The sequence below is a fragment of the Leisingera sp. CC-HEC093 genome, from assembly GCF_059429195.1.
Map to the genome: position 1 here is coordinate 1,434,403 of NZ_JCAIJR010000001.1, position 12,318 is coordinate 1,446,720.

General features: G+C 63.1%; 11 protein-coding genes. 6 read left to right on the forward strand and 5 right to left on the reverse strand.

What is annotated here, in order from left to right; translation table 11 throughout:
- Nucleotides 1-72: 72 nt before the first annotated feature.
- Nucleotides 73-1,263: a hypothetical protein gene (locus AC5STB_RS06910; RefSeq protein WP_495442226.1), complete on the forward strand. Its 1,191-nt coding sequence runs from the start codon at nucleotides 73-75 to the stop codon at nucleotides 1,261-1,263.
- On the opposite strand, the gene AC5STB_RS06915 is transcribed toward AC5STB_RS06910, so the two are convergent.
- On the reverse strand, nucleotides 1,260-2,201 hold the full coding sequence (locus tag AC5STB_RS06915; protein ID WP_495442227.1) for a GlxA family transcriptional regulator: 942 nt from the start codon (nucleotides 2,199-2,201) through the stop codon (nucleotides 1,260-1,262). The genes AC5STB_RS06910 and AC5STB_RS06915 overlap by 4 nt on opposite strands.
- Nucleotides 2,202-2,281: 80 nt before the next feature.
- Here AC5STB_RS06915 and AC5STB_RS06920 point away from each other — a divergent pair, with 80 nt between their 5' ends.
- The 4 genes from AC5STB_RS06920 to AC5STB_RS06935 are packed head-to-tail and all read left to right on the forward strand — an operon-like array spanning nucleotide 2,282 to nucleotide 6,635.
- Entirely contained in the window at nucleotides 2,282-3,445 is a 1,164-nt protein-coding gene (locus tag AC5STB_RS06920) for an acyl-CoA dehydrogenase family protein (RefSeq protein ID WP_495442228.1), read from the forward strand.
- Nucleotides 3,446-3,448: 3 nt separating this feature from the next.
- Nucleotides 3,449-3,751, forward strand: coding sequence for an Rdx family protein (locus AC5STB_RS06925; RefSeq protein WP_495442229.1), 303 nt, complete (start codon nucleotides 3,449-3,451; stop codon nucleotides 3,749-3,751).
- A gap of 6 nt (nucleotides 3,752-3,757) precedes the next feature.
- Nucleotides 3,758-5,785 carry an acetate--CoA ligase family protein gene (locus AC5STB_RS06930; protein ID WP_495442230.1) on the forward strand — a complete coding sequence of 676 codons (2,028 nt, stop codon included), beginning with the start codon at nucleotides 3,758-3,760 and terminating at the stop codon, nucleotides 5,783-5,785.
- A 52-nt stretch (nucleotides 5,786-5,837) separates the two neighbouring features.
- Nucleotides 5,838-6,635 carry a carnitinyl-CoA dehydratase gene (locus AC5STB_RS06935; RefSeq protein ID WP_495442231.1) on the forward strand — a complete coding sequence of 266 codons (798 nt, stop codon included), beginning with the start codon at nucleotides 5,838-5,840 and terminating at the stop codon, nucleotides 6,633-6,635.
- Nucleotides 6,636-6,902: 267 nt separating this feature from the next.
- Here the strand turns inward: AC5STB_RS06935 and AC5STB_RS06940 are convergent, their stop codons facing one another.
- Nucleotides 6,903-7,538: a class I SAM-dependent DNA methyltransferase gene (locus AC5STB_RS06940; protein ID WP_495444569.1), complete on the reverse strand. Its 636-nt coding sequence runs from the start codon at nucleotides 7,536-7,538 to the stop codon at nucleotides 6,903-6,905.
- Between the two features lie 74 nt (nucleotides 7,539-7,612).
- Between AC5STB_RS06940 and AC5STB_RS06945 the strand changes: the two genes are divergently transcribed.
- Complete coding sequence (locus tag AC5STB_RS06945) at nucleotides 7,613-8,482, forward strand: SDR family oxidoreductase (RefSeq protein ID WP_495442232.1); 870 nt, start codon at nucleotides 7,613-7,615, stop codon at nucleotides 8,480-8,482.
- Here the strand turns inward: AC5STB_RS06945 and AC5STB_RS06950 are convergent, their stop codons facing one another.
- The 3 genes from AC5STB_RS06950 to AC5STB_RS06960 are packed head-to-tail and all read right to left on the reverse strand — an operon-like array spanning nucleotide 8,483 to nucleotide 12,315.
- Nucleotides 8,483-9,391, reverse strand: coding sequence for a restriction endonuclease (locus AC5STB_RS06950; protein WP_495442233.1), 909 nt, complete (start codon nucleotides 9,389-9,391; stop codon nucleotides 8,483-8,485). It abuts the gene before it with no gap.
- 60 nt (nucleotides 9,392-9,451) lie between these two features.
- Nucleotides 9,452-11,380 carry a 1-deoxy-D-xylulose-5-phosphate synthase gene (gene dxs / locus AC5STB_RS06955; RefSeq protein WP_495442234.1) on the reverse strand — a complete coding sequence of 643 codons (1,929 nt, stop codon included), beginning with the start codon at nucleotides 11,378-11,380 and terminating at the stop codon, nucleotides 9,452-9,454.
- A 50-nt stretch (nucleotides 11,381-11,430) separates the two neighbouring features.
- Nucleotides 11,431-12,315: a polyprenyl synthetase family protein gene (locus tag AC5STB_RS06960; protein WP_495442235.1), complete on the reverse strand. Its 885-nt coding sequence runs from the start codon at nucleotides 12,313-12,315 to the stop codon at nucleotides 11,431-11,433.
- Between the last annotated feature and the right edge of the window lie 3 nt (nucleotides 12,316-12,318).

Below are 12,318 nucleotides of genomic sequence, written 5' to 3' on the forward strand. Positions count from 1 at the left end.
TCCTCCCCTTTCGCTATTAGGCAGGCCGGTCCATGCTGGACTGAACCTATTGGATGCCGCGAGGGACCGCTGATGCACGCCATTGCCGATACAACCGCCCTGGTCGAGGAGGGTGTGCTGACCCCGGATCAGGCCCGCAGCATTGAGGCGCGCTCGCGCGAAGTGATGGTGTCGCTGGCGGTGAATGCGATCCTTTGTTTCGGCATCATTGCAGCCACCGCCGGGTTCATCTTCTGGCTGGCCGACCCACTAGCGGTGGCAGTGACCGGCATCCTGATGCTGGTCGGCGGGCTTGCGGTGCTGGCGCGCGGCGGCGAGATGCTGCGGATGTTCGGCAACTCCGCCACCCTGATCGGTGCGGGCATGCTGATGGGCGGCGCCGGGATTGAGCTGGTCGATAAGTACGAGGACATCGCCGGCTGGGTGATGCTGCCCGCCGGCGCGCTGGTGGCGCTGATCTGCACCTGGCGCTGGCGGCACGGGGCCTGGTCCACGGGGTTCGTGCTGGGCGCGATCCTGCTGATGGGACTGGCGATGCATCTGGCAGGCATCGAACTGCTGCTGCAGCAATACGGCATCGGCTCGCCGCTGCGGAACCTGGCACTGCTGTATTATACCGCGGCGCTGGCCCTGGCCGGCTGGCAAGTGGACGTGCGCTTTGTGACTGCGCTGGCGATTGCGCCTTTTGCCCAAATGCTGGAAACCGGCACCAGCTATTTTCATGCGGCCTATGTGTTCTATTCGCCGGAATCGACGCTGACGATCCTGCAGATGGTGCTGCTGATTGTGCTCTGTGTCTGGGGCGCAGCCCGGCTGGCGGAGCGCGACGCCCGGCATATGCGCATCCTGGGGATTCTGGGGTTTGTGGTTGCGAACCTCTGCGCGCTTGTCGGGTCCTTGTGGGGGGACGTCGTGGGCGAAACCGTCTGGGGGCCGGGCAGGTACAGCGATGGCTACGAGGACTGGGAGGCCTATGCTGCCGCCCGCGATGCCTTCCGCGACAGCGCGCTGTTCATCTCCGAGCATGTCTATTCGGTGCTGTGGGCAATGGTGCTGGCGGCGGTGATCTTTTGGGCGGCGCAGCGGCACCAGCGCGGACTGTTCAATGCGGCGCTGACCTTTGCCGTGATCCATGGCTATACGCAGATGTTCGAATCCTTTGCGGATGAGCCGCTGGCCTACGTGATCGGCGGGTTGGCCGCGATCCCGCTGGCCTGGGGGCTGTGGCGGCTGAACCAGTGGATGGCGGCCAAGCGGGGCTAGCCGTTGCTGCGCAAGCTGCGCGGGGTGGTTCCGAACTCTGCCTTGAAGGCCCGGGTCAGCGCGCTCGGGTCGTCATAGCCGCAGCGCAGGGCGATCTCGGAAACGCTCAGAACAGTCTCTAACACGAGCTTCCTGGCCTGGATCAGCCGCAGCCGCCGGTAGACCGCCTGCGGCGTCGCCCCCAGTTCTGCTTTCATCCGCGCCTCAAGATCTTTCTGGCTGCGGCCTGCTTTCCTTGCCACGGCAGCGATCGGCAGGGGCGTTTCCAGATTGGCCTGCATCACCGCAACCGCACGGGCAACCGATTTTCCGCGCACCAGGATCGGGTCCTGGGTCTCGGTCGCTTCGGGCGCCATGAACAGCGTGGCCACCTCCAGCCGCAGCGCGGCACCATGCTGTTGCCCAATCAGTTCCATCATGGTGTCAAAGGCCGCCAGTGCGCCAGTGCAGGTGACGCGGTTGCCGTCCCAGACCTGCCGGGCACGTTCAGCCTGCACATCGGGGAAAGCTTCGGTGAAACGGCTCAGCTCCTCCCAGTGGATGGTGGCATGTTTGCCGTCCAACAGCCCGGCAGCGGCGAGCAGCCAGGCACCGGTGTCAAAGCCGGCCAGCACTTTGTAGCGGCGGCCGGCTGATATCAGCGCGCGGGCGGTTGCCACAGTTGCATGGCGCAAGAAGTCGTAAGAAGGCATTGCAATCAGCAGATCGCCGCTGCAATCACCCAGCTTCCCATGCGCCCGCACTTCCATGCCTGAGGAGGACACCGCAGCCCCGCCATCCAGCGTCAGGAAGCGCCAAGCATAAACCTGCCGTCCGGCAAATGTGTTGGCAGCGCGCAGCGGCTCCACCGTGTTCGCCAGGCAGTGGGCTGAAAACGCATCAAACAGCAGTACATCCAGTTGCTGCGCCGCAGCGTCGTGTTTCACCCAGCTTTGCATGAAATCTTCTAATCTTGCATGATAGGCGCGGGCAAGCGGCGTAATCTGATCCGCAACAGATTTGCCGAAGGAAGACCGCCATGCAGTTCGGGATGACCGAAGAACAGTCGATGATCGTCGAAACCACCCGCGCCTTTGTGGAAAAGGAGCTCTACCCGCATGAGGCGGAGATCGAGCGCACTGGCCACTTGGACATGGACGTGATCCGCGATGTGCAGAAGAAGGCGATGGAGGCAGGGCTTTATGCCGCCAACATGCCAGAGGAAGTCGGCGGAGCAGGCCTCGATACGCTGACTTGGCTGATGTACGAAAAGGAACTGGGCCGCGCCAACTATGCGCTGCACTGGACCGGCGTGGCGCGGCCGTCGAACATTCTGCTGGCGGGCACCGAGGAGCAGAAGGAGAAATACCTGTTCCCCTGCATGAAGGGCGAGAAATGGGACTGCCTGGCGATGACTGAGCCGGATGCGGGGTCCGACCTGCGCGGCATGAAAGCGACTGCGCGCCAGGACGGCGATGACTGGATCCTGAACGGTACCAAGCATTTTATCAGCCACGCCGATATCGCTGATTTCGCCATCTGCTTCATTGCAACCGGGGTTGAGGACACGCCGCGCGGGCCGAAGAAGAAGATCACCGCCTTCTTTGTTGACAAAGGCACGCCGGGGTTCGAAGTGCGCGACGGCTACGGCAATGTCAGCCACCGCGGCTATACCAATGCAGTGCTGGAATTCGACGACTGCCGCCTTCCGTCCTCGGCCATTCTGGGCGAGGTCGACAAGGGGTTCGAGGTGGCAAACACCTGGCTGGGCGCCACCCGCCTGCAGGTCGCGGCCACCTGCCTCGGCCGGGCCGACCGCGCGCTGCAGCACTCGATCGAATACGCCGCCGAGCGCAAACAGTTCGGCCAGCAGATCGGCAAGTTTCAGGGCATTTCCTTCAAGCTGGCCGATATGGCGCTGGAGCTGAAGGCAGCAAACCTCTTGACCTGGGAAGCCGGCTGGAAATTCGACCAAGGCACCGTCACGGAAAGCGACATGTCGATGGCCAAGCTGAAGGCAACCGAGATGCTGGCCATGGTTGCCGATGAGGCGATCCAGATTCACGGCGGCATGGGCCTGATGGACGAACTGCCGCTGGAACGCATCTGGCGCGACGCACGGGTGGAGCGTATCTGGGAAGGCACCAGTGAAATCCAGCGGCACATCATCAGCCGCGAGATGCTGCGCGCCGTCGGAGGCTGATCCATGACCCAGACCGGGAAACCCATGGTTACCATTACCTACTGCACCGGCTGCAACTGGCTGCTGCGGGCGGGCTGGATGGCGCAGGAGCTGCTGCAGACCTTCCAGGACCAATTGGGCGGGGTGACACTGGTTCCCGGAGATTTGGGCGGGATCTTTGAGATCCATGTTGATAAGGAGCTGGTCTGGGAACGCAAACGGAACGGCGGCTTTCCTGATGTGAAAGAACTGAAGACCCGTGTGCGCGACCGGATCAACCCTGAACAAGACCTCGGCCATCTGGACCGTGGCAAGACCGGTGAATAAGATCAGATGCAGTCTCTAAACAGGCTTTTCCGCCCGAAAACCATTGCTGTGATCGGCGGCGGCGCATGGTGCCGCCTGGTGATCGAGCAATGTCAAAAAATGGGGTTTGAAGGGGCTCTGTGGCCCGTCCATCCTAAGGCCGAAGAGGTTGCGGGCCTGCCAGCGTTCAAGGACGCGGACAGCCTGCCGGAGGCGCCGGATGCGGTGTTCATCGGGGTCAACCGCTTTGCCACCATCGAAGTGGTGCGGGCACTGTCGGCGCGCGGCGCCGGCGGGGCGGTGTGCTTTGCCTCCGGCTTTCTGGAGGCTGCAGCTGAAGACGCGGAAGGGGCTGATCTTCAGGCCCAGCTCTTGGAGGCGGCTGGAGAGATGCCTTTCCTTGGGCCGAATTGCTATGGCTTCATCAACTACCTGGATGGTGCGCTGCTGTGGCCGGACCAGCATGGCGGGCAGCGGGCGGAACAGGGCATTGCGCTGGTCACTCAAAGCTCGAACATCGCGATCAACCTGACCATGCAGAAGCGCGGCCTGCCGCTGGCTTATGTGGTGACTGCGGGCAATCAGGCGCAGTCGGGCATTGCCGCAATAGGAGAGGCGCTGCTGGAAGACGACCGCGTCACGGCGCTGGGCCTGCATATCGAAGGCTTTGACGATCTGCGTGCGTTTGAGGCGCTGGCGGCCCGTGCGCGCGAATTAGGCAAGCCGGTCATTGCCCTGAAGGTCGGCAAATCGACCGAAGCCCAAGCTGCAACTGTTTCTCATACCGCCTCGCTTGCGGGCGGCGACGCGGGGGCCGGGGCTTTGCTCTCACGCCTTGGCATTCCGCGTCTGGATGACCTGCCGTCTTTTCTGGAGACGCTGAAACTGCTGCATGTGGCGGGGCGGCTGCCCTCGAACCGCATCGCAACTATCAGCTGCTCCGGGGGCGAGGCAAGCCTGGCCGCGGATACCGGCCACGCGCGCAACGTCGCGTTCCCGCCTTTGAACGAGCGGCAGAAAACCGGCCTGCGCGACGCGCTGGGACCGATGGTGGCATTGGCGAACCCGCTCGACTACCACACCTATATCTGGCGCGATACCGAGGCGATGACCAAGGCGTTCTCTTCGATGATGGATCCCCAGCTGGCGATGACCATGCTGATTGCGGATTTCCCGCGCGGTGACCGTTGCGATGCCTCGGATTGGGAATGCGCCATACAGGCCGCCATCGGCGCGCGCGAGCGGACCGGGGCAAATACCGGCCTGGTTGCCACTCTGCCGGAACTGCTGCCCGAGGATGTGGCGGCCCGGCTGATGGAGGCCGGTGTGGTACCTTTCTGCGGCCTCAGCGAAGCCATCGCCGCTTGCGAGGCAGCCAGCCTGCCGTTGCCGGAAGCGCCCGCGCCCCTGTTGCTGCCGACGCCGGTTGTCGAACCAGACTTGGTTCCGGAAGCCGAGGCCAAGTGGCAGCTTGCAAGTTACGGGTTGCGTGTTCCGCGCTCAAAACTGGCGGCTTCTGCCACCAATGCCCGCGCGGTCGCGGTGGATGTTGGCTTCCCTGTCGTGCTGAAGGGGGAGGGCGTCGCGCATAAGACCGAAGCAGGCGCCGTGGCGCTGAACCTGACTTCGGGCCAGGAAGTCAGCGATGCTGCTTTCAGCATGCCTGCTGCGCGCTTTCTGGTGGAAGAGATGGTCACCGGTGCAGTTGCCGAGCTGCTGATCGGCGTGGTCAAGGACCCGGCGCATGGTTTTGTCATGACGCTGGCTGCAGGCGGTACTTTGACTGAGCTGCTGGCGGACAGCGCTTCTTTCCTGCTGCCGGCCTCGGATGCGGAAATTGAACTGGCACTTCAGTCGTTGCGTATCGCGAAGCTGCTGGACGGCTACCGCGGCGCCCCGGCGGCCGACCGTGAGGCAATCCTGCGCGCCATCCGCGCGGTTGAAACCTATGTGATGGAGAACGCGCTAGGGCTGGAGGAGATCGAGATCAACCCGCTTTTGTGCACCCCAACGGACGCGGTGGCAGCGGACGCGCTGATGCGCCGGAAATACTAGGGTTCCGGCCCGGAAACAAAAAACGGCATGGCAGATGCCAGGAGGAGATGAGATGAGCGACAGCACTGGGAACAGCCCTGTGAAAACCCGCCGTGACGGCGCCATTCTGGAAGTGACGCTGGACCGGCCCAAGGCGAATGCCATTGATCTGGCCACCAGCCGGGTGCTGGGCGAGGTGTTCCGCGAGTTCCGCGATGATCCGGACTTGCGGGTGGCGATTCTGACCGGGGGCGGGGAGAAGTTCTTTTGCCCCGGCTGGGATCTGAAGGCGGCGGCTGATGGCGATGCGGTGGATGGCGACTACGGCGTCGGCGGTTTCGGCGGGCTGCAGGAACTGCGCGATATGAACAAGCCGGTGATTGCCGCGGTGAACGGCATCGCCTGCGGCGGCGGGCTGGAGCTGGCGCTGTCGGCGGATATGATCATCGCTGCCGATCACGCCAGTTTTGCGCTGCCGGAAATCCGCTCCGGCACCGTGGCGGATGCAGCCAGTGTGAAGCTGCCCAAGCGCATCCCCTATCACATTGCCATGGAGCTGCTGCTGACCGGGCGATGGTTTGATGCCGAAGAGGCCAATCGCTGGGGTCTGGTGAATGAGATTGTGACCGCGGATCAGCTGATGGACCGCGCCTGGGAACTCGCGCGCCTGCTCGCGTCCGGCCCGCCGCTGGTCTATGCGGCGATCAAGGAAATCGTGCGCGATGCGGAGGACAGCAAGTTCCAGGATGCAATGAACCGCATCACGCAGCGCCAGTTGAAGACGGTCGATGTGCTTTATGGTTCCGAGGACAACCTGGAAGGCGCCCGTGCCTTTTCCGAAAAACGCGATCCGGTCTGGAAGGGGCGCTGACGCAGCGCGCCGCCCGGCGGGCTGCCGGGTCCAAGGCGCGGGAGCTCCCGCCTGCTTCGGGAGCATCTGAAGATGTCCCTGCACAGTTGGGCCGGGCGCCGCGCTTTGCGCGGCGTTTGCCGCTGCTGAGAAGCTCTTGAGGAGCAGATCTGCTCCTCAAGCAGCCGGTTCCAGTCTGTATCTGATCTTTCCGCCTCAAGGAGCTGCGCCCATGCTGGCGCATGGCGGCCTTCGGCCGTCCTTGACCCGGAAAAATCAAAGAGGTGTTTAAGCCTTCTGGAACACGGCGATCAGGGCGGTGTCGTTCTTATGCGCGCCGGTGGCACGCGGGCCGTAGATGCGCAGTTCCGGCAGGGTCAGGCTCTTGATCCACTGGCCGCGCAGCAACCGGTCGAAGGCATCCGTAAAGCCTGCCTTTTGATAGAACTTTGCATTCACTGACAGGGCAAACCAAGCATCGGGCGCGGCCACCCGCAGCAGGGCTGGCAGCACTTCGGGGCCGAGGTGGCCATGGGTGAAGGTGCCGGATGAAACCACACCGCTGTACGACCCGCGCGGCACCGGGATGCCTTGCAGCAAGTCGGCCTCGATCACGTCGCGGTATACATCCTTGCGCAGGGCTACGGCCAGCATGGCAGCACTGATGTCGGTGGCATCGACAGGCTCGATCCCCAGTGCTCGCAGCGCTTGGCCGCAAAGGCCGGTACCAGCGCCGGCGTCCAGCACCGGGCCTGTTCCCCCGGCGGCGGCAAAAGCCTTGGCGGTCAGTCCGGGCAGCAGGTAATCCTGCCCGGCGGCGAAATCCTGATCATATGAGCTGGCCCAGTCCCCGTACAGACGCTTGGAATCGGCAGGCGTCTGCAGGGCGTAGGCGTTTGAAAGTCCCGGTTTCTGCTTGTCCATGGCGGCCATGAAAAGGCCGAAGGGGATTCGAATCAACCCTTGCACCCCGGGCATTGCCGACGCATCTAGGAACCATGAGGAAAACGCTGCTTTGTCTTGGATTTGGCTATACCGCCCGGGCGCTTGCGCCGCGTCTGCTGGCGGAGGGATGGCGGGTCATCGGCACCTCGCGGGACGCTGTGGAAGCTGAAGGCGTGGAGATGATCACCTGGCCGGGACAGCCAGTGCCGCTGGACGGCGTGACGCATATTTTGAACTCGATCGGGCCCAACGCGGATGGCGACCCGGTGCTGGCAGAGATAGCTGACGGGATCGCCGCGGCCCCCGGCCTGGAGTGGGTGGGCTACCTGTCGACAACCGCTGTCTACGGGCATCACGACGGTGCCTGGGTGGATGAGGGCACACCGGTGACGCCCTCCAGCCAGCGCGGCGACTGGCGCGCCAGGGCCGAGGCGCAATGGCAGGCCATCCCGGGCCTGCCGCTGCATATCTTCCGGCTGGCCGGCATCTACGGTCCCGGCCGCGGCCCCTTTGCCAAGCTGATGGCGGGCAAGGCGCGGCGGATCATCAAGCCGGGGCAGGTGTTTTCCCGCATCCATGTGGATGACATTGCCCAAGTACTGGCGGCCTCCATCGCGCAGCCGCGTCCGGGGGCCATCTATAACGTCTGCGACAACGACCCGGCGCCGCCGCAGGATGTGCTGGGCTATGCGGCAGAGCTGCTGGGCCTGCCGGTGCCTGCTGAGGTGCCCTTTGACGAAGCCGGCATGACGCCGATGGCGCGCAGCTTCTATGGCGAGAACAAGCGGGTCCGTAACCGCCTGATCAAGGACGAGCTGGGGGTGAAGCTGCTGTATCCTACTTACCGTGAGGGGCTGCGGGCAGTGCTGGAGGCCGAGGATATGGAGAGCTTTGTGCCGCCGGCGGAGCCGCCGGGGGTCTAGCTAGGAAATGGTAAAATAATCTTCGTCCACTGAGCGCAGGACGTATGTTTTCCGCGCACGTACGCCAACTTCATGCTTTATCATCAATCGAGCGAGTTGATCGCCATTAATCGTAACGATCCGGTGCTGCACTCTGTTGAGGTATTCTATTGCCTCTTTAGAGAAATCGCTGGTGGTGACAAAGACGCCTTTGTTGGCGCCCTCACCAGTTAGTGAGCCAACAAAGGCATTCATTGCAGGGCGGCCAACCTTGTTGTCAGGGTCGTATCTTTTGGCCTGAATGAATACAGCGTCCAGCCCAAGTTCGTCTTCATTGATGATACCATCAATGCCCCCGTCGTTTGACACGCGGGTCTGCTTGCCGCGCTCGAGAAATCCGCCGCCATAGCCCATCGCCAAAAGTAAATCGACAACAAGCTTTTCGAAGCGTGCTGGAGTTAACGACAAAACGGCTTCAATGACATCGCGCGAAAGAGCGCTTTCAATTTCGGAAAAGGCTTCAACTATCCTGTCATCCGGAGTCGTATCGAGTGACGGCAAACGTAGCTTTTCGTCTGTTTCTTTTTTGTAGGACGTTCGCCAGATTTCGAATTCGTCAGACTGTGAAAGCGCAGCATTATCAATTCTTTCAGGGAAACGATTCAGATAGTCGCGCCCTTTTTCGGTAATGGCATGATGGTTGTGGCCTACGGTTTCCAACAGGCCTGCCTTGCCCATGTAGCTTCTCGCCCAATGAGCACGGTTACTAAAGATTGTTTGCTTTCCGCTAGGAAGTAGCTCCTGCGCATCTTCGTCTGAGACTGCTAGTTGCTGTTGCAGAGCGGGTAGTGCTTCGCTCACATTTCGTTTGCCCTCAGCGAACAATTTCAGAAGGGGGCGCATCATAGTTTGATAATCAGGGAGCGACATAATCTAACCTATCAGATTTTCTCTGAAAGCTTTAATTCCTGGAGTGTGTCGCGCAACCCTTTAAGCCCGCTTTTCCCCAATCGTCGCCACACCCAGCACTTCCAGCACTTTGGCCTCAATCTGCGGCGCGTTCATGGCGGCAACTTCATACATATCTGCCGGGCTGGCCTGGTCAATGAACGTATCGGGCAGCACCATTGAGCGGTACTTGAGGCCGCTGTCGAACACGCCCTCCTCAGCCAGAAGCTGCGCCACGTGGGAGCCGAAACCACCCACTGCGCCTTCCTCGATGGTGATCAGCGCCTCGTGGTCCGCGGCCAGCTGCAGGATCAGATCGCGATCCAGCGGCTTGGCAAAGCGGGCGTCGGCGATGGTGGGCGTGATGCCTTTGGCAGCCAGAGCCTCAGCGGCCTTTTTGACTTCGCCCAGGCGGGTGCCGAAGGAGAGGAGCGCGACGCGTTTGCCGGCTTGGATCATCCGGCCCTTGCCGATTTCCAGCACTTCCGGGGCCTCGGGCATCTCGACGCCTTCCCCCTCGCCGCGCGGGTAGCGGAAGGCGATGGGACCGTCGTCATGGGCGGCGGCGGTGGCGACCATGTGTACCAATTCCGCCTCATCAGCAGCGGCCATCACCACCATGCCCGGCAGGTTGGCCATGAAGCCAATGTCGAAGGACCCGGCGTGGGTGGCACCATCGGCGCCCACCAGACCGGCGCGGTCGATGGCAAAGCGGACGGGCAGGCGCTGGATCGCCACGTCATGCACCACCTGGTCATAGCCGCGCTGCAGGAAGGTGGAATACATCGCGCAGAACGGTTTCATGCCGCCGGCGGCCATTGCGGCGGCAAAGGTCACGCCATGCTGTTCGGCAATGCCGACGTCAAAGCAGCGCGAGGGGTAGCGTTCGGCCATCAGGTTCAACCCGGTGCCGTCGGGCATCGCCGCGGTGACGGCGCAGATCTTGTCGTCCTTGGCGGCGTGTTTCACCAGTTCATTGCCAAAGACCGAGGTATAAGAAGGCGCATTAGACGGCGCTTTCTTCTGCTCGCCAGTTACCATGTCGAACTTGGCGGTGGCGTGGCCCTTGTCGCGGGCGGCTTCTGCCGGGGCGTAGCCCTTACCCTTCTTGGTGAGGACATGGATCAGGATCGGGCCGCTGGCGCGGGCCTTGACCGTGCGCAGGACCGGCAGCAGCTGGTCCATGTCGTGGCCGTCGATCGGGCCGAGATAGGAGAAGCCAAGCGCCTCGAACATGGTGCCGCCGACAGCCATGCCTTTGAGCATGTCCTTGGCGCGTTTGGCGCCTTCGCGGAAGGGTTCCGGCAGCAGCGAGACCGCGCCTTTGGCGGCGGCCTTCAGCTCCTGGAACGGCTCGCCCGCGTAAAGGCGGGAGAGGTAGGAGGACAGCGCGCCCACCGGCGGGGCGATCGACATTTCGTTGTCATTGAGGATCACGATCAGCCGCTTGCCCAGGTGGCCTGCGTTGTTCATCGCCTCAAACGCCATGCCCGCCGACATCGAACCGTCGCCGATCACGGCGATGGCGTCGCCGTTGCCCTCCGGGATCACGCCACCAAGGTCGCGTGCAACGGCGAACCCAAGTGCTGCGCTGATCGAGGTGGAACTGTGGGCGGCGCCGAACGGGTCGTATGGCGACTCTGTGCGTTTGGTGAAACCGCTGAGGCCGTCCTTCATCCGCAGGGTGCGGATGCGGTCGCGGCGCCCGGTCAGGATCTTATGCGGGTAGCACTGATGGGAGACGTCCCAGATCACCTTGTCCCGCGGTGTGTCGAACACCGCGTGCAGGGCGGTCGTCAGCTCTACCACGCCGAGGCCGGCGCCGAGATGGCCGCCGGTGACGGAGACGGCGGAGATGGTTTCCTGCCGCAGTTCCTGCGCCACCTGCACCAGTTGGGCATCCGTCAGCCCCTTCAGATCCGCGGGGCGCGTAATCTGGTCCAGAAGCGGGGTCTTGGGCCGGTCGGACATGGTGTCTCCTTGGGCTGCGCCGGTCAGATAGGTCCGGACGTGGCGCGGGGTTAGCTGTCGCGCGCAATAACGAAACGCGCGGCTTCCTTCAAGGTTGCAGCGTCTGCTCCATAGGGTGACAGCGCGGCGCAGGCTTCATCGCAAAGCGACTGTGCGCGGGCTTTTGCCTCTGCCAGTCCCAGCAGTGAAACAAAGGTGGCCTTGCCGGCTTCGGCATCCTTGCGCACCGCCTTGCCGACCTTGGCGGCATCGCCTTCCACATCCAAAATGTCGTCAGCGATCTGGAAGGCAAGGCCAAGGGCGCGTGCGTATTGCCGCAGCGGTGCAGGGTCGTCCCCGGCCAACACCGCGCCGGCGGTGGCGGACCATTCGATCAGGCAGCCGGTCTTGCGGCTTTGCAATCTGGTGATCTGCTCCAGCGTCAGCGGCGCGCCGGCGGTTTCTGCAGCAATGTCCAGCATCTGGCCAGAGACCATGCCGTCCTTGCCGGAGGACTGCGCTAGCCCGCGGATCAGGGGCAGCGCGTGGGGGCCAACTTTGGGGTCCGCGAGCAGCTCGAAAGCAAAGGTCTGCAGGCTGTCGCCTGCCAGCACCGCCATCGCCTCGTCCCATTTGCGGTGCACGGTGGGCTGGCCGCGGCGCAGGTCGTCGTCGTCCATGCAGGGCAGGTCGTCATGCACCAGAGAGTAGGCGTGGATGCACTCAATGGCCAGTGCGGCCTCAATGGCGGCTTCGGCTGGGACCCTGTGCAGACGGGCGCTTTCCAGCACCAGGAGGCCGCGCAGCATCTTGCCGCCGGTGATGGCGTACCGCATCGCGGCGTGCATCGCGTCAGTGCCCGCCAGCCGCTGCTCCATATGCGCGGTAATAAGGTCTTGCGCGTCTTTCCGCGCCTCCGCAAAGGGGCGGATCCCGGCGTCTGCAGAGGTGCTCATGGC

Excerpts from the sequence above, each read along its gene's own strand:
- AC5STB_RS06960 (WP_495442235.1), bottom strand. The coding sequence starts at position 12,315 with ATGAGCACCTCTGCAGACGCCGGGATCCGCCCCTTTGCGGAGGCGCGG.
- AC5STB_RS06915 (WP_495442227.1), bottom strand. The coding sequence starts at position 2,201 with ATGCAAAGCTGGGTGAAACACGACGCTGCGGCGCAGCAACTGGATGTA.
- dxs (WP_495442234.1), bottom strand. The coding sequence starts at position 11,380 with ATGTCCGACCGGCCCAAGACCCCGCTTCTGGACCAGATTACGCGCCCC.
- AC5STB_RS06940 (WP_495444569.1), bottom strand. The coding sequence starts at position 7,538 with ATGGACAAGCAGAAACCGGGACTTTCAAACGCCTACGCCCTGCAGACG.
- AC5STB_RS06930 (WP_495442230.1), top strand. The coding sequence starts at position 3,758 with ATGCAGTCTCTAAACAGGCTTTTCCGCCCGAAAACCATTGCTGTGATC.
- AC5STB_RS06910 (WP_495442226.1), top strand. The coding sequence starts at position 73 with ATGCACGCCATTGCCGATACAACCGCCCTGGTCGAGGAGGGTGTGCTG.
- AC5STB_RS06920 (WP_495442228.1), top strand. The coding sequence starts at position 2,282 with ATGCAGTTCGGGATGACCGAAGAACAGTCGATGATCGTCGAAACCACC.
- AC5STB_RS06925 (WP_495442229.1), top strand. The coding sequence starts at position 3,449 with ATGACCCAGACCGGGAAACCCATGGTTACCATTACCTACTGCACCGGC.
- AC5STB_RS06935 (WP_495442231.1), top strand. The coding sequence starts at position 5,838 with ATGAGCGACAGCACTGGGAACAGCCCTGTGAAAACCCGCCGTGACGGC.
- AC5STB_RS06945 (WP_495442232.1), top strand. The coding sequence starts at position 7,613 with ATGAGGAAAACGCTGCTTTGTCTTGGATTTGGCTATACCGCCCGGGCG.
- AC5STB_RS06950 (WP_495442233.1), bottom strand. The coding sequence starts at position 9,391 with ATGTCGCTCCCTGATTATCAAACTATGATGCGCCCCCTTCTGAAATTG.